This is a genomic window from Bradyrhizobium sp. 87, assembly GCF_023073015.1.
Lineage (GTDB): Bacteria > Pseudomonadota > Alphaproteobacteria > Rhizobiales > Xanthobacteraceae > Bradyrhizobium > Bradyrhizobium canariense_D.
This window is the reverse complement of sequence record NZ_JADPIQ010000107.1, coordinates 26,339-44,591: the sequence shown is the minus strand read 5'-3', so window position 1 is coordinate 44,591 and position 18,253 is coordinate 26,339. Positions and strand designations below refer to the sequence as shown.

Annotated in this window: 18 protein-coding genes; 3 read left to right on the top strand and 15 right to left on the bottom strand. The window is 64.5% G+C overall.

Annotation, left to right across the window (positions count from 1 at the left end; all coding sequences use genetic code 11):
- Positions 1 to 3: 3 nt before the first annotated feature.
- The 14 genes from IVB50_RS27500 to IVB50_RS27435 form a co-directional block, all read right to left on the bottom strand.
- Positions 4 to 1,554 carry an amino acid adenylation domain-containing protein gene (locus IVB50_RS27500; RefSeq protein ID WP_247298239.1) on the bottom strand — a complete coding sequence of 517 codons (1,551 nt, stop codon included), beginning with the start codon at positions 1,552 to 1,554 and terminating at the stop codon, positions 4 to 6.
- A complete protein-coding gene (locus tag IVB50_RS27495) occupies positions 1,551 to 2,459 on the bottom strand; it encodes a class I SAM-dependent methyltransferase (RefSeq protein WP_245288454.1) in 909 nt (302 codons plus the stop codon). Before IVB50_RS27495 ends, IVB50_RS27500 begins: the two co-directional genes overlap by 4 nt.
- A gap of 650 nt (positions 2,460 to 3,109) precedes the next feature.
- Complete coding sequence (locus tag IVB50_RS27490; RefSeq protein ID WP_026233254.1) at positions 3,110 to 5,230, bottom strand: sodium-translocating pyrophosphatase; 2,121 nt, start codon at positions 5,228 to 5,230, stop codon at positions 3,110 to 3,112.
- A 235-nt stretch (positions 5,231 to 5,465) separates the two neighbouring features.
- Complete coding sequence (gene thiL / locus IVB50_RS27485) at positions 5,466 to 6,464, bottom strand: thiamine-phosphate kinase (RefSeq protein WP_026233255.1); 999 nt, start codon at positions 6,462 to 6,464, stop codon at positions 5,466 to 5,468.
- Between the two features lie 176 nt (positions 6,465 to 6,640).
- A complete protein-coding gene (gene nusB / locus IVB50_RS27480) occupies positions 6,641 to 7,138 on the bottom strand; it encodes a transcription antitermination factor NusB (protein WP_007611091.1) in 498 nt (165 codons plus the stop codon).
- A gap of 2 nt (positions 7,139 to 7,140) precedes the next feature.
- Positions 7,141 to 7,632, bottom strand: coding sequence for a 6,7-dimethyl-8-ribityllumazine synthase (gene ribH / locus IVB50_RS27475; protein ID WP_018456854.1), 492 nt, complete (start codon positions 7,630 to 7,632; stop codon positions 7,141 to 7,143).
- Positions 7,633 to 7,704: 72 nt separating this feature from the next.
- Positions 7,705 to 8,328, bottom strand: a complete 624-nt coding sequence (locus tag IVB50_RS27470) for a riboflavin synthase (protein ID WP_018456855.1) — start codon at positions 8,326 to 8,328, stop codon at positions 7,705 to 7,707.
- Positions 8,328 to 9,476 carry a bifunctional diaminohydroxyphosphoribosylaminopyrimidine deaminase/5-amino-6-(5-phosphoribosylamino)uracil reductase RibD gene (gene ribD / locus IVB50_RS27465; RefSeq protein ID WP_247298237.1) on the bottom strand — a complete coding sequence of 383 codons (1,149 nt, stop codon included), beginning with the start codon at positions 9,474 to 9,476 and terminating at the stop codon, positions 8,328 to 8,330. Before ribD ends, IVB50_RS27470 begins: the two co-directional genes overlap by 1 nt.
- The gene (gene nrdR / locus IVB50_RS27460; RefSeq protein WP_247298235.1) at positions 9,473 to 9,955 is read right to left on the bottom strand and encodes a transcriptional regulator NrdR; all 483 of its coding nucleotides are present in this window, start codon (positions 9,953 to 9,955) and stop codon (positions 9,473 to 9,475) included. The genes ribD and nrdR overlap by 4 nt, the downstream gene beginning before the upstream one ends.
- A gap of 29 nt (positions 9,956 to 9,984) precedes the next feature.
- Positions 9,985 to 11,283 carry a serine hydroxymethyltransferase gene (glyA, locus tag IVB50_RS27455; RefSeq protein WP_018456858.1) on the bottom strand — a complete coding sequence of 433 codons (1,299 nt, stop codon included), beginning with the start codon at positions 11,281 to 11,283 and terminating at the stop codon, positions 9,985 to 9,987.
- Positions 11,284 to 11,530: 247 nt separating this feature from the next.
- Complete coding sequence (locus IVB50_RS27450) at positions 11,531 to 11,752, bottom strand: hypothetical protein (RefSeq protein ID WP_018456859.1); 222 nt, start codon at positions 11,750 to 11,752, stop codon at positions 11,531 to 11,533.
- A gap of 37 nt (positions 11,753 to 11,789) precedes the next feature.
- Positions 11,790 to 12,026: a hypothetical protein gene (locus IVB50_RS27445; RefSeq protein WP_026233256.1), complete on the bottom strand. Its 237-nt coding sequence runs from the start codon at positions 12,024 to 12,026 to the stop codon at positions 11,790 to 11,792.
- 203 nt (positions 12,027 to 12,229) lie between these two features.
- On the bottom strand, positions 12,230 to 12,748 hold the full coding sequence (locus tag IVB50_RS27440) for a MarR family winged helix-turn-helix transcriptional regulator (protein ID WP_018456861.1): 519 nt from the start codon (positions 12,746 to 12,748) through the stop codon (positions 12,230 to 12,232).
- A 406-nt stretch (positions 12,749 to 13,154) separates the two neighbouring features.
- The gene (locus IVB50_RS27435; protein ID WP_007611119.1) at positions 13,155 to 13,652 is read right to left on the bottom strand and encodes a DUF6163 family protein; all 498 of its coding nucleotides are present in this window, start codon (positions 13,650 to 13,652) and stop codon (positions 13,155 to 13,157) included.
- A 122-nt stretch (positions 13,653 to 13,774) separates the two neighbouring features.
- Between IVB50_RS27435 and hemB the strand changes: the two genes are divergently transcribed.
- The 3 genes from hemB to IVB50_RS27420 all read left to right on the top strand — a co-directional run bounded on the left by hemB (position 13,775) and on the right by IVB50_RS27420 (position 16,654).
- Positions 13,775 to 14,836, top strand: a complete 1,062-nt coding sequence (gene hemB, locus IVB50_RS27430) for a porphobilinogen synthase (RefSeq protein ID WP_247298233.1) — start codon at positions 13,775 to 13,777, stop codon at positions 14,834 to 14,836.
- Between the two features lie 338 nt (positions 14,837 to 15,174).
- The gene (locus IVB50_RS27425; RefSeq protein WP_007611123.1) at positions 15,175 to 15,714 is read left to right on the top strand and encodes an RDD family protein; all 540 of its coding nucleotides are present in this window, start codon (positions 15,175 to 15,177) and stop codon (positions 15,712 to 15,714) included.
- A 163-nt stretch (positions 15,715 to 15,877) separates the two neighbouring features.
- The gene (locus IVB50_RS27420; RefSeq protein ID WP_018458387.1) at positions 15,878 to 16,654 is read left to right on the top strand and encodes an arginyltransferase; all 777 of its coding nucleotides are present in this window, start codon (positions 15,878 to 15,880) and stop codon (positions 16,652 to 16,654) included.
- A 121-nt stretch (positions 16,655 to 16,775) separates the two neighbouring features.
- Here the strand turns inward: IVB50_RS27420 and IVB50_RS27415 are convergent, their stop codons facing one another.
- Entirely contained in the window at positions 16,776 to 18,128 is a 1,353-nt protein-coding gene (locus tag IVB50_RS27415; RefSeq protein ID WP_018458388.1) for an Nramp family divalent metal transporter, read from the bottom strand.
- Positions 18,129 to 18,253 lie beyond the last annotated feature (125 nt).

Genomic DNA, 18,253 nt, shown 5'->3' with positions numbered 1-18,253 from the left:
CATCTACGAGGCCCTTGCAACAGCTTCGCCGAGCAGTGACGCTACCGAGCGCCGGTCCGCCTTGCCATTGGCATTGACGGGAATGTCTTCCATCCAGATGAACCGGCCCGGCACCATGTAGGCGGGAAGGTGCGCAGTGCAGTGCTGGCGCAGATCGCTTTCCGCCATTCTTGCACCCGAATACGCGGCCAGCAGCCGACTGGCGCCACTGGCGTCGTGCTGCACCACGGCGAGCGCACGGGTTATTCCCCTGCACGCCATCAGCGCGTGGTCGATCTCCTCCAGCTCGACCCGATACCCCCGAAGCTTGACCTGATTATCCGCGCGACCGCGGAAACGCAGGACGCCGGTTTCAAGGTCGGCCTCCACGAGGTCGCCGCTCCGATAGAGGATCGACCGATAGCCGTCGATCAGAGGGTCCTGACAGAAACGGCGGGCGGTCTCTTCCGGGTTGTTGATGTAGCCGAGCCCTACCCCAGGGCCTCCCAGCCACAACTCGCCGGCAGTGCCCGCAAGCGCCGGCTTCATCTCTTCGTCCAGGATCCGGTAGCTGAAATTGGGATTGAGTCGCCCCAGCGGGGCCAACCCGTCCTTGGACTCAAAAACGGATTCGACGATCTCGAAACCGCTGCAAATGCAGCTCGTCTCGGTCGGGCCGTAGCAATTGATCAGCTTCGCCTTGCCGGCAAACGCGTCGTGGAACCGACGAAGCCGGGCCAGCGGAAACCCCTCACCGCCGAACATGAATCGGCTGACGCTCGGCAGCCAATCCGGGCTCAGAAGGTGCAGGGAGTCCAGGAACATGAAGAGGGTCGGCACGGCGAAGAAGAACGTGCACTGATGCTTGGTGATCTCCGACACCAGCTCTGCGGGGGGCCGCCCCTTCTGCGCGTCCAGCGCGACAACCGCCGCTCCGTTCAGGAAGCCGGCATAGATGTCGAAGACCGAATTGTCGAAATAGATCGGGTTGACATTCGTCAGCCGGTCACCGGGTCCAATTCCAAGATCGCTCTTCGCCCAGGCGATCAGGTGAAGCACCCCTTGATGGGGGATGACCACGCCCTTCGGTTCGCCCGTCGATCCCGAGGTGAACATGACATAGGCCGGATCGGCCCCGGTGATCAGGGATGTCAGCGGCAGATTGTCGTCTTCAAGCTGCGACAGGGCATGATGCAAGGCAGCCCGGGCAATTGCATCGCCGATCAATGTCCGCGGCCCAGCTCCCTCGCGCACGCTGACGATCAGCGCGGGCCGGCATCGCTCCAGCATCAGCCGGGCACGTTCCTCGGGGGCCGCAGGATCGAGGAAGGCATAGGGTGCTCCGATCTTGATGCAGGCGATCGCGAGCGCATAGGCCTCGGCGATTTTCGGCAATTCAAGGCACACGACGGCGCCCTTGTTGACGCCACGCGATGTCAACCAGCGCGCCAACCGGTTTGCCAATCGGTTGAGCTCCGAAAAGGCAAAGCTGTCGCCTTCGCACAACAGGGCGACGGCGTCCGGCGAGGACGCAACGGTCTCTTCGAAACGCAGCGCCAGATTATGGGCGGTCATACCGACGCCTCGATCAATTCATTGTCGCCGGGATTGCCCGGCGCGTTCGACGAGGCCTGCACGATCTCGGCAAAATCTCGCTGGTTGAGCGCGATCACGGCCGCGGGCAATTTCGCGTCCGGAAACTGGGCCTGCAACACGTCCCCGAGCTCCATGCCGAGATGCTGAAGGAACGCGGCGGCCATCGGATCGGTCGCCAGCGGCCTGCCCTCACTTTCCCCTTGCTTCATGTCCGGCACGAGGCTGCTGTTCTCGCTGTCAGCTGAAGCAGCTTCGCGATCGACACGCAGCACCACGTCGTAGCGATAGCGGGTCAGTTCGTAGCTTGATCCGCGCTTGAGCAGGATTTCCGCACCCGATATCCGCCGGATGGATCCGGAAATACCCTGAAAGTAGCGGGGGTCGATCACCAACTCGCGCTCCTGGGCGATCGACAGGAAGATCTTTCGCGCGAGCGCGGCATCCGTGGCTCCCGAAACTTTCGCGGATTGAACTTCGCGATGGAAGACCGGCAGGAGCTCGAGGTTACGAACGTCGCCGACGAAGATGTGCCCCCCAGGAGCCACCAGGCCTGCGGCTTGCTCCAAGACTAAGTGCAGGTATTCGATGCCGGGAAAGTATTGCACGACCGAATTTAGCACCACTGCATCGAACGAATTCAGCGGCAAGCCGCTCAAATCGGCGGCTTCCCGCTCTAGAAACTCGACATGCCGAAGCTCGGGCTTCGACTGCGCGAACGCACGCAGCCGCTGAACGGCCACCGGCGAGAGGTCGGTCCCGCAATATACGTCACAGCCGGGCGCGAGCTTTTCGACGAGCAAGCCGACGCCGCACCCGATCTCCAACAACCGCCTTGCGCCAAGAGCACGAATTTGCAGGATCGTATGATCGAGCCAATCGACCATATCGGGTTCGGGAATGGGCCTGTTGGTGAAGTTGCTGGTCCAACCGACGAATGACGGCACAACACCGTCGGCGTCATGGCGATATGCTTGATCGAAAGCGCGACGCCATTGCGCAACTCTGCGATCCGACTCGGCCTGGAGATGCTTCGCCTTGCCGGCGCTCAGATGATCGGGGTCAATTGCGACGAAAGCGACCTCGGACTGACCGCCGTGGCCAGGCTCGGCGCTGAGGAAAGCATCCGCCACGCCCGGATGCGCCATCAATGCCCGCTCAATCTCGTTCACAGGCCGTGCAGGCAACGGAACCTCCCTCTCGCGGCGGGCAGCGAACCCCTGAGCATGTCGAGAGCGCGCCGCGCGCGGAGCACCACACGCGTGCTGCGGAGCTCCCTAAGATGCCGCTGACAGTCTCTCGTATTTCTAGAACTCGGCCGGTTAAGCAACCCTAAATGTGCGCACGCGTAGGGTGCACATTTTCGGGCGGCTTACGCCCTCGGCATCGATGGATCGCTCTGATGACCGGATTGTTGCGTTCCGCGTCCCGCCGGGCGGGTTTCATGTTCAGATGATGCGCCGGCCTCCGGCAGCACACACGCAAAGAAAGACCCCGCAGGCCTGCGCCGCGGGGTCTTCGTTCAGCAACGTCTACCTCAGTGCGCGAGGACTGCCAGCAGCAGCAACGCCACGATGTTGGTGATCTTGATCATCGGGTTCACCGCCGGGCCGGCCGTGTCCTTGTAGGGATCGCCGACGGTGTCGCCGGTCACGGCCGCCTTGTGGGCGTCACTGCCCTTGCCGCCGAAATGACCGTCTTCGATGTACTTCTTGGCGTTGTCCCAGGCGCCCCCGCCCGAGGTCATCGAGATCGCGACGAACAGGCCCGTCACGATCACGCCGAGCAGCATCGCGCCCACCGCCGAGAACGCCGCCGACTTGCCGGCCGCCCCGCCCCCCGCGATCGCATAGATCACGAAGTAGACGAAGATCGGTGACAGCACCGGAAGCAGCGAGGGGATGATCATTTCCTTGATCGCCGCTTTGGTCAGAAGGTCGACCGCCTTGCCGTAATCCGGCTTGTCGGTGCCTTGCATAATGCCCGGCTTCTCGCGGAATTGTCGGCGGACCTCCTCGACGATCGCGCTCGCCGCGCGGCCCACGGCGGTCATGCCCATCGCGCCGAACAGATACGGCAAGAGACCGCCGAACAACAGGCCTACCACGACGTAGGGATTGTTGAGCGAGAAGTCCGGTTTGACGCCGGCGAAGTAGGCGTGGTGCGCGGAGTCCGCAATGAAGAACTTGAGATCCTCGTTGTAGGCCGCGAACAGCACCAGGGCGCCGAGACCGGCGGAGCCGATCGCGTAGCCCTTGGTCACCGCCTTGGTGGTGTTGCCGACTGCATCGAGCGCGTCGGTCGACTTGCGAACCTCCTTCGGCAGGCCCGCCATCTCGGCAATACCGCCGGCGTTGTCGGTCACCGGACCGAACGCGTCGAGCGCGACGACCATGCCGGCGAGCGCCAGCATCGTGGCGGTCGCGATCGCGATGCCGAACAGGCCGGCGAGGCTGTGGGTGACCAGGATGCCGGCGATGATGACGATCGCGGGCAGCGCGGTCGCTTCCATCGAGATGGCGAGGCCCTGGATCACGTTGGTGCCGTGGCCGGTCACCGAGGCCTGGGCGATCGACTTCACCGGACGATAGTCGGTGCCGGTGTAGTATTCGGTGATCCAGATGATCAGCGCGGTGACGGCAAGGCCGACCACGCCGCACTCGAACAGCGCCATGCCGGTATAGTCGACGCCGGCGAGCTTGCCGAAGCCGATCAGGTAATGGATCACACCGGCGATGCCGACCAGCGAGAGGACGCCGGTTGCGATCAGACCCTTGTAAAGCGCGCCCATGATCGACTGGCTCGGCCCGAGCTTCACGAAGAAGGTGCCGATAATCGAGGTGATGATGCAGATGCCGCCGATGGCGAGCGGCAACGTCATCATGTCGGCGAGGATCGGCGTCTTGGCGAAGAAGATCGCCGCCAGGACCATGGTGGCGACCGCGGTCACCGCATAGGTTTCGAACAGGTCGGCGGCCATGCCGGCGCAGTCGCCGACATTGTCGCCCACGTTGTCGGCGATGGTGGCCGGGTTGCGCGGATCGTCCTCGGGGATGCCGGCCTCGACCTTGCCGACGAGGTCGCCGCCGACGTCCGCACCCTTGGTGAAGATGCCGCCGCCGAGACGAGCGAAGATCGAGATCAGCGAGGCGCCGAAGCCGAGCGCCACCATGGCGTCGATGACGACGCGGCTGTCAGGCGCAAGCTTCAGCGAATGGACCAGGAAGCCGAAATAGAGGGTCACGCCAAGCAGCGCGAGACCCGCCACCAGCATGCCGGTGATGGCGCCCGCCTTGAAGGCGAGCTCGAGACCACCTGCGAGCGACGTGGTCGCCGCCTGGGCGGTGCGCACATTGGCGCGGACCGAGACGTTCATGCCGATGAAGCCGGCCGCCCCCGACAGGATCGCGCCGATGGCAAAACCGATCGCGACGTAGAGTCCCAGGAAATAGGCAAGCAGCACGAAGATGACGATGCCGACCATCCCGATCGTGGTGTATTGACGCCGCAGGTAGGCCTGGGCGCCTTCGCGCACCGCTGCCGCGATTTCCTGCATGCGCGGAGACCCCGCATCCGCGCTCAACACCGAAGACGTCGCCCAGATCGCGTAGACGACGGAAAGCACTCCGCAGAGCACAATCAACCATAATGCTGTCATGTGATTTTTTGCCTCAGATCCTTGATGAACGTACCCCCGGCGCCTTTTGTTTTCCGTCGTGCGGTGCGGCGCCTTGATTTTGAAGAAGGCCGCTCCTTGCCCGAAGGCGCGGCCTTAGTCGGTCACGACCTTGCCAAAATCAAATTGAGGGTGCAACGCCAGATAAGGCCGAAAAGCCGATCTCGGCAGGTATTTAGCCTGTCTTGGCAGCCGGGACGCCGGTTTGGAGCAATTCCTAGAAGTGGCTGTAGGAGAGCCGCTTCAAGACCAGCTCCTGGCCCTGCCCGTCCAGGAAGCGCGGCCGCTCATGGCCCGCGACGATCGTGCCGATGGCCGTGACGGCAAGGCCTGCCGCACGCCCCAAGGCAATCAGCGCGTTGGCTTGCGCTGGCGGAGCGGTGCACAGCACCTCGTAATCGTCCCCTCCGGCCAGCAGCGTCTCGACGGAAACGACCTTGCCTGCGATCAGGCCGGCGGCAGCGGCCGAGAGCGGCACGCTCGTCACGTCGATCGTGGCCGAGACGCCTGATGCCGCACAGAGCTTGGTCAGATCTCCAGCAAGGCCGTCGGAGACATCCATCGCAGCCGTCGCATGGTCACGCACGGACTGCGCGAGAGCATTGCGCGGCTGCGGCACGCGATAGCGCGAGATCAGCGTCTCGCGCGCGTGCGGATCGGAGGCCAGCGCATTCGCGACCGCGCCGCCCTTGAGCACGTCAAGGCCAAGCGCGGCGTCGCCGATCGTCCCCGTCACCAGGATACGGTCGCCCGGTTGGGCGCCGGTGCGGCCGACCATCCGCCCCTGCGGCACGCGGCCAAAGGCGGTAATCGAGATCATTTGCGGCCCCGGCGTCGACACCGTGTCGCCGCCGAGCAGCGGACAGACGAAGGTTTTCGCATCCTCGCCGAGCGCGTCCGCGAACGGCCTGAGCCAAGCGTCTTCCTTGCTGCGCAGCGCCAATGTCAGCACGAAGCCGGCCGGCACGGCCCCCTTGGCGGCGAGATCGGACAGGTTCACCCGCAGCGCCTTGCGCGCGATGGTATCGGGCGGATCGGTGGCAAGATAATGCACGCCCTCGACCACCGCGTCGGTGGTGACGACGATGTCGCTGCCGAGCGCCTGCAGGATGGCGGCATCGTCCACCAGCCCCAAGGCGCCGGGATCAGTCGCCAGCGGCTTGAAATAGCGCGCGATGAGGGAGTCTTCGGCGGAGGGATTGTGCGGGTTTGTCATCAGCGTCAGCCACACACTTCGCTGTCATCGCCGGGCTTGACCGGGCGATCCAGTATTCCAGAGACGATCGTGTGACATCGATAGGCCGCGGCGTACTGGATCACCCGCCTTCGCGGGTGATGACGGCGGAATATGGGGCAGCCACATCGCATCAATTCACCGCCCTGCGCCTCAATTCACCCCCGCCCGAACTCGTCACCGCGAAACTGGCGGCCGATCTGGTCGAGCACCGCGTTGACCATGCCGGTCTCCTCGCGGTCGACGAAGGCATTGGCGACGTCGACATATTCGGACACGACGACGCGGCCCGGCACGTCCTTGCGGTGTTCCAATTCGTAGGCCCCTGCCCGCAGCACCGCGCGCAGGATCGCTTCGATGCGCTTCAATGGCCAGCCCTTCGACAGCGCCTCGTCGATCAGCGGATCGAGTTTCTTCTGGTCGCGCACGACGCCGGAGACGACGTCGCGGAAGAACGCCGCTTCCGCCGGGAGATATGTGTCGCCCTCGACCTCGTTGCCGAGCCAGTGGCTCTCGAACTCCGCAAAAATGTCGTTGATGCCGGCACCGCCGATATCCATCTGGTACAGCGCCTGTACGGCTGCGAGCCGCGCCGCACCGCGCCGGTTCGCCTTCTTCTCCGTGCCGGCCGGCGGCTTCTTGTTGTTATCGGCCATGATCAAGCCCGCGCCAGCCGGCGCTTTATGCGCAGCATCGCAATCGCGGCCCGCGCGGCATCGCCGCCCTTGTTCAGCTCGCTGGCGCGCGCCCGCGCCCAGGCCTGCGCCTCGGTGTTGACGGTGAGGATGCCGTTGCCGAGCGGCAGCTTTCGCGCCACCGCCAGGTCCATCAGCGCGCGCGAGGATTCCTGCGAGACGATCTCGAAATGGATGGTGTCGCCACGGATCACGCAGCCGAGCGCGATCGCGGCATCATAGGGCTTGCCATTGGTCGCCGCGGCGTCAACCGCGATGGCGATCGCCGCAGGAATCTCCAGTGCACCGGGAACCGTGATGACGTCGTGGGTCAGACCGGCCGCCTTCAGCTCGGCCACCGCGCCTTCGAGCATCGCGTCCTGGAGATCGTCATAGAACCGCGCCTCGACGATCAGCGCGCGTGCGCCGGAAACGTCGGTCTGGTCCTTCAGGGGTGCGCGCCGCGCGTCTGCCATCGTCAAATCCGTTCCACAGGGGTTGGCGCTATGTAGTCGCCACCAGCGGGTAAGCCAAGTTTAAAGACGCCGTCACTTCATTTCCGTCAGCCGCGCCGCGTAGCGGGCCATCAGATCGACCTCGATATTGACCTCATCTCCCGCCTTCCAGCCGCCGATCGTCGTGACCGTCAGGGTGTGCGGGATGATCAGCACCGAAAAGGTCACGTCCTTCACCGTATTAACCGTCAGCGAGACGCCGTCGAGCGTGATCGAGCCCTTGGTCGCGATGAACCGCGCCAGCTCCCGCGTCGTGGAGAGCTCGAACCGCGCCATGTCGGGCAGGTCCTCGCGGCTGACGAGGGTCGCGATGCCATCGGCATGGCCGGCGACGATATGCCCGCCAAGCTCGTCGCCGATCTTGAGCGCACGCTCGAGATTGAGCCTGGTGCCGACCCTCCAATGCTTTGCGGTCGTCAGCGCCAACGTCTCGGCCGCGGCATCGACGTCGAACCAGGTCCTTTGAGCAGAGTCCTTGCCGCCTTCGACGCCGGAAGCAACCACCGTCAGGCAGACGCCGTTGCAGGCGATCGAGGCGCCGTCCGCAATGGTGGTCTGCTCGTAGCGGCAGGCGATGCGCAGCCGGTGCAACTGGCCCTGCGCCGTCGGCGTGAAGCCGACGATCTCGCCGATATCGGTGACAATGCCGGTGAACATCACGCGCGCTCGTAGATGGTGAGAGTATCCTGATCGAAGGTCTCGCTAGCATGAACCTTGTAGGCCTGCGACTGCGTGATTTTCGACAGGGGCAATGCAGCGAGCGCATCCACCCCGTCGGCGCCCACCGCTTCCGCGCCGTGGAACAGCCAGATCTCGTCAACGAGGTCCGCGGCGGCGAAGGACGCCGCGACGCGGCTGCCGCCCTCGACCATCAGCCGCGTGATGCCCTTGCCGGCCAATGCATGCAGCACGGCCGCAAGATCGAGTCCCGAGGCATTGCCGGGCGGCACGCGGATCACCTGCGCACCGGCCGCACCGAGCCGCGTGGCGGCCGCGGCCTCCGCGAGTTCAGAACCCACCACCCATAGCGGAATCTCGCGCGCGGAGCCCACGAGCCTGCTTGCGCCGGGAATACGCAGATTCTGGTCGAGCACCACCCGCACCGGCGAGCGCACCGCCATGCCCGGCAGGCGGCAGTCGAGCTGCGGATCGTCCGCCAGCACGGTGCCGATGCCGACTAGGATGGCGTCGCTTTGCGCGCGGAGGAGATGCACCCGGTTGCGCGCCGCCTCGCCGGTGATCGCGACCGGCTTGCCGCCGGCCGCGCCGATCTTGCCGTCGGGCGAGACCGCGAGCTTCAGGATCACATGCGGGCGGCGATCCCTGATGCGACGGAAATGCCCGGCGTGATCGAAGGCGGCTTCGCGCGCGCACAGACCCACATCCACCATGATGCCGGCGGCGCGCAGGCGTGCGTGGCCCTGACCGGCGACTTCCGGATTGGGATCCTCGATCGCGGCCACCACGCGTTTGATGCCGGCGGCGATCACGGCGTCCGCGCACGGTGGCGACTTGCCGAAATGCGAGCACGGCTCCAGCGTGACGTAGAGCGTGGCGCCTCGCGCGGCCTCGCCTGCGCGCCGCAGCGCTTCAGGCTCGCCATGCGGCCGTCCGCCAGGTTGGGTCCAACCGCGGCCGACGATCACGCCGTCCTTGACGATGACGGCGCCGACGGCGGGATTGGGCCAGGTACTTCCCTGCCCGCGCCGGCCGAGCGCCAGCGCAAGCTCCATCAAGCGCCGGTCGGCATCCCTGGACTCGCGCGCCTTCTGCGCGAATTGATCCTCCAGGATGCGGAAGATCATTTGCGGATCGCGGCGAGCCGCGCTTCCTCCTCGCCGGAGAGCTCGCCGAGCACGTCGACGAAATCCTTGGCCTCGCGGAAATTGCGGTAGACCGAGGCGAAGCGGACATAGGCGACGTCGTCGAGCGTGCGCAGATGCTCCATCACGGTCTCGCCGATCACCTCCGAGGAGATTTCAGCCTCGCCCCCGGTCTCGAGCTCGCGCACGATGGTGGAGACCATCTTCTCCACCCGTTCCGGCTCGACCTGCCGCTTGCGCAAGCTGATCGACACCGAGCGCATCAGCTTGTCGCGGTCGAACGGCACGCGGCGGCCGTTGCGCTTGATCACCGTGAGCTCGCGCAGCTGCACGCGCTCGAAGGTGGTGAAGCGGAAATTGCAGGCGACGCACACGCGCCGCCTGCGTATCACGGAAGAGTCCTCGGTCGGACGCGAGTCCTTCACCTGCGTATCGAGACTGTTGCAGTTCGGGCAGCGCATCCGTTGACCTTGACCGGTTTTCTTGAGCCTTACTGATAGATCGGGAAACGGTCGGTGAGCACCTTGACCCGTTCCTTGATCGCGGCTTCCACCAGCGGCGCCTTGCCGTCGTCGGACTGCGCGATCGCGTTGAGGACTTCGGCGATCATGCCGCCGACCTGCTGGAATTCAGCGACACCAAAGCCGCGCGTGGTCGCAGCCGGCGTGCCCAGACGAATACCGGAGGTGACGAACGGTGACTCGGGATCGAACGGAATGCCGTTCTTGTTGCAAGTGATGGCGGCGCGAACCAGCGCCTTCTCCGAGGCGTTGCCCTTCAGGCCCTTCGGCCGGAGGTCAACCAGCATCAGATGATTATCGGTGCCGCCCGAGACAATGTCGAACCCGTGGCCCTTCATCGCCTCCGCCAGAGCCTTGGCGTTCTCGACGACGTTCTTGGCATAGACCTTGAAGTCCGGCCGCAGCGCCTCGGCGAAGGCGACCGCCTTGGCCGCGATGACATGCATCAGGGGGCCGCCCTGCAGGCCCGGGAAGATCGCCGAGTTGAATTTCTTGGTCAGCGCCTCATCATTCCACAGCATCAGGCCGCCACGCGGACCGCGCAGCGACTTGTGGGTCGTGGTGGTGGTGATGTGCGCGTGAGGCACGGGCGAGGCATGCACGCCGCCGGCGACGAGACCGGCGAAGTGCGCCATGTCGACCAGGAGATACGCGCCGACGCTGTCCGCGATCTCGCGGAAGCGCTTGAAGTCCCAGGCGCGCGAATAAGCCGAGCCGCCGGCCACGATCAGCTTCGGCTTGACCTCCTCGGCCTGCTTGGCGACCGCGTCCATGTCGATGATCTGGTCCTCGCGGCGCACGGTGTAGTGCGCGGCCTTGAACCACTTGCCGCTCATGTTGACCGGGGAGCCGTGGGTGAGATGGCCGCCGGCCGCGAGATCGAGGCCCATGAAGGTGTCGCCGGGCTGAAGCAGCGCCAGAAACACCGCCTGGTTCATCTGGCTGCCGGAGTTCGGCTGCACGTTGGCGAAGTTGGCGCCGAACAGCTTCTTGGCACGATCGATCGCGAGGTTCTCGGCGACGTCGACCCACTCACAACCGCCGTAGTAGCGCGCGCCCGGATAGCCTTCCGCGTATTTGTTGGTCATCACCGAACCCTGCGCTTCCAGCACGGCACGGCTGACGATGTTCTCGGAGGCGATTAGCTCGACCTCGTGGCGCTGGCGGCCGAGCTCGCCCTTGATGGCGGCTGCGATTTCCGGGTCAGCCTGCTCGAGCGAGGCGGTGAAAAACGAATCGGGCGCGGAGGCGGTTTTGGCGAAGGTCATCTTGCGAATATCTCCACCGCCGCAGCCTTTTGGCGGGCTACGGGCGGGTCTGGTGTGGCGATCGGAAGCGGCGAGCGCGATCTACCACATCGCCCGCAACAGGCCAAGGGTTTGCGGGTCGGACCTGTGATTTATGCAAGATATGGTGGGATTGGAGGATTGGGACGACGGGGTGGTATCCGGCGTCCATGTCCAGGAAAGGTCCGCTTTGGACTCGAAAGGCCGCGCGGGTGCGAGCGGCCGGCCTCTACAGCCCGGTATACCCCGCCTTCACGGGATCCACGCTACCGTCGAGCTGCCGCAGATAGGTCAGGCCGCAAACCGTCAACCTGTGGGTGTCCTTCTCGCCGGCTTCCATCAAGGTGGTGATGTAGTTCGTGACCTTTTCCCGCGCCTCCGCGCTCGCCGCGGACGTGCGGTTGGCGAGCAAATCGTAGGTATGCATGATCCGGTCGATGGCAGCTTCCATGGCACCCTCTGGTTCTTGCCGCGTTTGGGACTTGAGATCAGGCAACCGCTTTGGCCTCGGACTGCGCCTCGAACCTGACAATGGCCTTGTTGGCCAGCCTGATCTTGTTGAATTCGCCGTGCTGGAGCAACTTGATGACGATCTCGAGCAGGCGCTCGTCGGTGACGAGGGTGTCCCGGATCGCGCCGGAGCGGCGAAGATAGTTCGCGGCGATGGCGTAGGCCTCGCTCACGAGTTCCACGTTCATCACCCCCACGCCACGCTCGACCAGCATCGTCAACCTCCGATCCGGAGGAGATAAGCATCGAACCGGGAACTCGTTCCCTGGTGTCGGGGATTTTTTCGCAACCGCGAAATGGAAAAACGCACCGGTCCGGACACACAGCCGGGCCGGCGCGCTCGGGGAAGCTCAGGCACGTTCGGGAGGCTTGCCGGTCTTGTTGCGGGCCGGCTTGGCCTTGTCCCGTCGAAAAGAACTCAGAGACGATACAGGATTTGGTCGGTCCAGAACCGCTCGAGGCGGTGCAGCGATTTGTTCAGGGTCGAGAACTCCTCGCCCGAGATGCCGCCGACCTGTTCGACCGTCTTGACGTGCTTCTGGTAGAGCGAGTCGACGATGCGGCGGATTTCCTGGCCCTGCGGCGTCAGGCGGATGCGCACCGAGCGGCGATCGACGCGCGAGCGCTGATGGTCGAGGAAGCCGAGTTCGACGAGCTTCTTCAGATTGTAGGAAACGTTGGAGCCGAGGTAATAACCGCGCGTGCGCAGTTCGCCCGCGGTCAGCTCCTTGTCGCCGATGTTGTAGAGCAGCAGCGCCTGCACCGAGTTGATGTCCGCACGGCCGCGGCGATCGAACTCGTCCTTGATGACGTCGAGCAGCCGGCGATGCAGCCGCTCCACCAGAGTCAAAGCTTCCAGATAGAGCGTCTGCACCGAACCCTGCTGGCCGGAGACGCGCTCTGCGGTATCTGCCGCAGTTGCGACGGCTTTCATCATGACACTTCCCCTGTTGTCGTTTTTATCGACACTCATTCGACGAAACTTGTGTCCCGTCTGATAGGTGCAACTTAAGGGGCTCGTTTGAAGATCGGCTTAAATAAGAGAATAAAGAGATCATGAATTTAAGACAGTGAATTGCGGATTAAGCCTGTCCCACAAGCACTTTTCGCAACAATCTGTTGACTCTCGCAAGATCCTGTTCACCCTCCGTCCGCCCCGATTGTCGCATTCCAGAACAGCCCCGCCCCGTTTCGAAACGGCCGCGTAAGAGCTGTGGCGGAACACGCTGGTTAGCGAAAACTTACGTCGAATTTTACGCAACCAACCGTCAACCAAGCGCGACAATCTCGTGTCCCGGACCAGCACAGCGAAGCCGAGCGCAGAGTCGGGGCAAGAGAGTTTGCTATGGCGGTCGTTCGCGTGCGGCCATCCAGGCGAGCGCGAGATAGGCCGCCAGCATGAAGGCTTCGACGCCGACCACGACCAGGCTGCCGCCGTAGATGCCCGGGAACATCAGCTCGATCACCGCCATCGACACCACGGTCGTCAGCCACACCACGGCGCCCCAAGGCGTCGCCAGCCACAGCCCGACCGCGGCAACGAGTTCGATCACGGCGAAGTAAATGGTCGAGGCCTGCCAGGCCATCGACTGGTTCTCGAAGGCCTCGTCCTCGCCGCCCACGAAGCCCGTCACCTGCGCCCAATGATAGAGGCCCTTGAGGATCGAGAGCAGCGCCATCACCCGCAGGAACAGCACGAGCCGGCGCGTCCAGACATTGTCGTCGGATTCAGCCCGCTCCGACGAGATCGCCGCCACCGACATGGCGCTGTCTCTGGCATTGTCTCGGACGGCATCCCTGGTGCTGTCGCGGGCCGCATCGCGGGTGGAGATCTCGGACATGCCCCCTTCTGGCTGCTTTGCCCCGCAAAATCAATCGGCTGCCATCTTTTGCGACAGGTCAACCCGCGGTGACGGGAACCATGCGAGCTGGTATAAGAATAATTCCAGCCGGAGGAAAAGTAATGGCGATCAAATACGGACGTCCGATCGAGTTGCGCGAGGTCTCGCGCCGGGATGGCACTGGGGCCGCCCCTGCCCTCGATCTGACCGTCCGCCCGCGCCGCAACCGCAAGGCCGAATGGGCCCGGCGCATGGTGCGCGAGAACGTGCTCACGACGGACGATCTGATCTGGCCGCTGTTTCTGATCGACGGCAACAACAAGCGCGAGCAGATCGCCTCGATGCCGGGTGTCGAGCGTCTCAGTGTCGACCAGGCCGTGCGCGACGCCGAGCGGGCGATGAAGCTCACCATCCCGTGCCTCGCGTTGTTTCCCTACACCGATCCGTCCCTGCGCGACGAGGAGGGCTCGGAAGCCACCAACCCGAACAATCTGGTCTGCCAGGCGGTGCGCGCGATCAAGAAGGAATTCCCGGAGATCGGCATTCTCTGCGACGTCGCGCTCGATCCCTTCACCAGCCACGGCCATGACGGCCTGATCTCCGACGGCAAGATCCTGAACGACGAGACGGTCGCTGTGCTCGTGCGTCAGGCCCTGGTGCAGGCCGAAGCCGGCTGCGACATCATCGCGCCCTCCGACATGATGGACGGCCGCGTTGCCGCGATCCGCGAGGGCCTGGATCGCACCGGCCTGCTCGACGTGCAGATCATGGCCTATGCCGCAAAATACGCCTCCGCCTTTTACGGCCCGTTCCGCGACGCCATCGGCTCGGCCAAGACGCTCACCGGTGACAAGCGCACTTACCAGATGGACAGCGCCAACACCGACGAGGCGCTCCGCGAGGTCGAGCTCGACATCGCCGAGGGCGCCGACATGGTGATGGTCAAGCCCGGCATGCCCTATCTCGACGTCGTCCGCCGCGTGAAGGACACGTTCGCGATGCCGACCTTCGCCTATCAGGTGTCCGGCGAATACGCGATGATCGCGGCCGCCGCCAACAACGGCTGGCTCGACGGCGACCGCGCCATGATGGAGAGCCTGCTCGCCTTCAAGCGCGCCGGCGCCGACGGTGTGCTGAGTTATTTCGCACCGAAGGCGGCGGAGAAGCTGCGGACGCAGGGGTAGGCCCCAAGGTCGTCCCGGCGAAGGCCGAGCGCCCCTGTCTCTAATCGTCGTCCTGGCGAAAGCCAGGACCCATACCGGGTGATCTAGCGAGAGCACGCGGTATCGATACCGGCGAACGTACTAACTTTTCGCCAAGCTTGTCCCTGGGGTAATGGGTCCTGCTTTCGCCAGGACGACACTGAGGGTGTGGCGCCGCGTCCTTTCCTCCCGCCTCCGCCGCCCCCGAATCGCCGGAATATTTCGGCTTGTTAATCTCGGCGCCCTTGGCACGCGGACGGCCTGTTCCCATGTCCTTCCACGGGAGTCCTGCCACGGGAGTTTCCCTCGGGAGAATGGTCATGTCGTATTCGGACTCGGGCAATGCCTGGCGCAATGACGGTGGGGCGCAGCCACATGCCTACGATCCCTATCTGCACCCGGAACTGTTCCGCGGCGTTGCGACGCGGCGGGTCTTCGCCTTCCTGATCGACATGGTTGTGATCTCGGTGCCGGTGATCCTCGGCTACCTCTTCATCGCGGTGTTCGGCGTGGTCACGCTCGGCATCGGCTGGGCGCTGTTCTGGCTGGCCTGGCCGGCCTCCGTGATCTGGGCCATCGTCTATTACGGCGCCTGCATCGGCGGTCCGTCGTCCGCGACCATCGGCATGCGCGTGATGGATCTTGAGTTGCGCACCTGGTACGGCGCGCCCGGCTATTTCGTGCTCGGGGCCACCCACGCCGTGCTGTTCTGGGTGACCGTCTCGTTCCTGTCGCCTTTCGTCGTCCTGGTCGGCCTCTTCAACGGCCGCAGGCGCTTGCTGCAGGATTTCGTGTTGGGGACGGTCGTGATCAACAATTCCGTTCGTGCGCCGGTGCCCCAGGGCGCCAGGACCTACTGATCAGCGACCTTTCGATCAAGGACCTACTCATCAACCAACCTGGATCAAGAACCTATCAACCTGGACCCGCTATGCTGTCCGATCTGACCTGCCGAGTAGACCGATTGACCGGGGGCTTTCGTAGCGCGATGCTGATGCACATTTTGGAGGCCCACGACGTCCCTTGACCCAGCACTCGCGCGACACCCCACAATTTTACCTCACGGCGCCCTCCCCCTGCCCCTATCTGCCGGGCCGGCACGAGCGCAAGGTGTTTACGCACCTCGTAGGTGAGCGCGCCGGTGACCTCAACGACCTCCTGACCCATGGCGGCTTTCGTCGCAGCCAGTCGATCGCCTACCGTCCCGCCTGCGACCAGTGTCGCGCCTGCGTCTCGGTCCGGGTGATCGCCAACGAGTTCCGCCCCTCCCGCAACTTCCGCAAAGTCATCGCGCGCAACGCCGACATCATCGGCGAGCAGCGCAGCGCGGTGCCGACCTCCGAGCAATATTCGGTGTTCCGCGCCTATCTCGATTCCCGTCACCGCCATGGCGGCATGGCCGACATGACCGTGCTCGACTACGCCATGATGGTCGAGGACAGCCACGTCGAGACCCGTATCATCGAGTACCGCAAACGCGGTCCCGACAGCGGCATCACCGGCCGCGGCGAGGAGTTGATCGCGGTGGCGCTGACCGACGTGCTCAGCGACGGCCTGTCGATGGTCTATTCGTTCTTCGAGCCGGGCGAAGTCAGCCGCTCGATGGGCACCTTCATGATCCTCGACCACATTGCCCGCGCCCGGCGGCAGGGATTGCCTTACGTCTATCTCGGCTACTGGATCGAGGGCTCCAAGAAGATGGACTACAAGGCCCGCTTCCTGCCGCAGCAGCGCCTCGCGCCGTCAGGTTGGCTGCGCATCGACGCGCAAGGCGATGCGACGTCCGAGCCGCAGGATTAGCTCTCCGTCATGCCCCGCGAAAGCGGGGCATCCAGTACGCCGCGGCGCCTCGGCTCAGTCACTACTGTCTCTGGAATACTGGGTCGTCCGGTCAAGCCGGACGACGACAGCCGTGGTGTGGTCACCCGAACAGCGTGTCCGCGAGCAGCTTCAAGTTCAAAACCACGATGATGCCGGCGACGATCCACGCGATCGCCGCGACCCATACCGGTATGACGAACTTGCCCATCTTGCGGCGGTCGGAGACGAAGCGGACCAGCGGGATGACGGCGAAGGGCAATTGCATCGACAACACGACCTGGCTGAATACCAGCAGATCAGCCGTGCCGCGCTCGCCATAGATCGCGGTGACGACGATCACGGGAATGATCGCGATGCCGCGGGTCAGCAACCGCCGCGCCCAGCTCGGCAGGCGCAGGTCGAGAAAGCCCTCCATCACGATCTGGCCGGCGAGCGTCGCCGTCACCGTTGAATTCAGGCCCGAGGCGAGCAGCGCCACTGCGAACAGCGTCGAGGCGATGCCGAGGCCGAGCAACGGAGACAGCAGCTCGAACGCCTGGCCGATCTCGGCGACGTCGGAATGGCCGCTCTTGTGGAAGGTTGCAGCAGCCACCACGAGGATCGCGGCATTGATGAACAGCGCCAGCATCAGGGCGATGGTCGAATCCGTCGTCGCCCATTTGATCGCCTCGCGCCGGCCTTCGTCGTTGCGCTCATAGGCGCGCGTCTGCACGATCGAGGAGTGCAGATAGAGATTATGCGGCATCACGGTGGCGCCGATGATGCCGATCGCGATGTAGAGCATTTCGGGGTTGGTGAAGATCTCGGTCTTCGGCACAAATCCCCTCAGCATCTCGGCGACCGGCGGGGCTGCCGCGGCAAGCTGGACGGTGAAGCAGACTGCGATCACGACGAGCAGCGCGATGACGAAGGCTTCGAGGAAACGGAAGCCCCGATTCATCAGGATGAGCAGCAAAAAGGCATCCAGCGCGGCGATCAGCGCGCCGCCAATCAGGGGAATGCCGAACAGCAGCTTGAGCGCGATCGCGGTGCCGATGACCTCGGCGAGATCGCAGGCGATGATCGCCGCCTCGCAGGCAAGCCAGAGTAGAAAGTTCACGGCCGGCGAATAGGTCCCGCGGCAGGCCTGCGCGAGGTCGCGGTCGGTGACGATGCCGAGCCGTGCCGCCAGCGATTGCAGCAGGATCGCCATCAAATTCGAGAGCAGGATGACGGAGAGCAGCGTGTAGCCGAACTTGGACCCGCCGGCGAGATCCGTCGCCCAATTGCCGGGGTCCATGTAGCCGACCGAAACCAGATAGCCCGGGCCGACGAAGGCGAGCAGGCGCCGCCACCACACCCCCGCGATGGGGAGGGCGACCGAGGCATTCACCTCGGCCAGGCTCTTTGTCATCGGCGCGTCATTGCGCCAGCCGGCAGCATCTCGGGTCAGATCGGGAGAGCGAGCATCCATGCGGCGAGAATACCGAAGTCGAGCCTTATTGCAACTCATTTGCAACTGCATCTAGCCGCGTCGGTCCCTCGGCGGTCGCTATGTGTCGCCCCTGTCGGGAAGCGGGTGGGTTTGGGAGCCTCCCG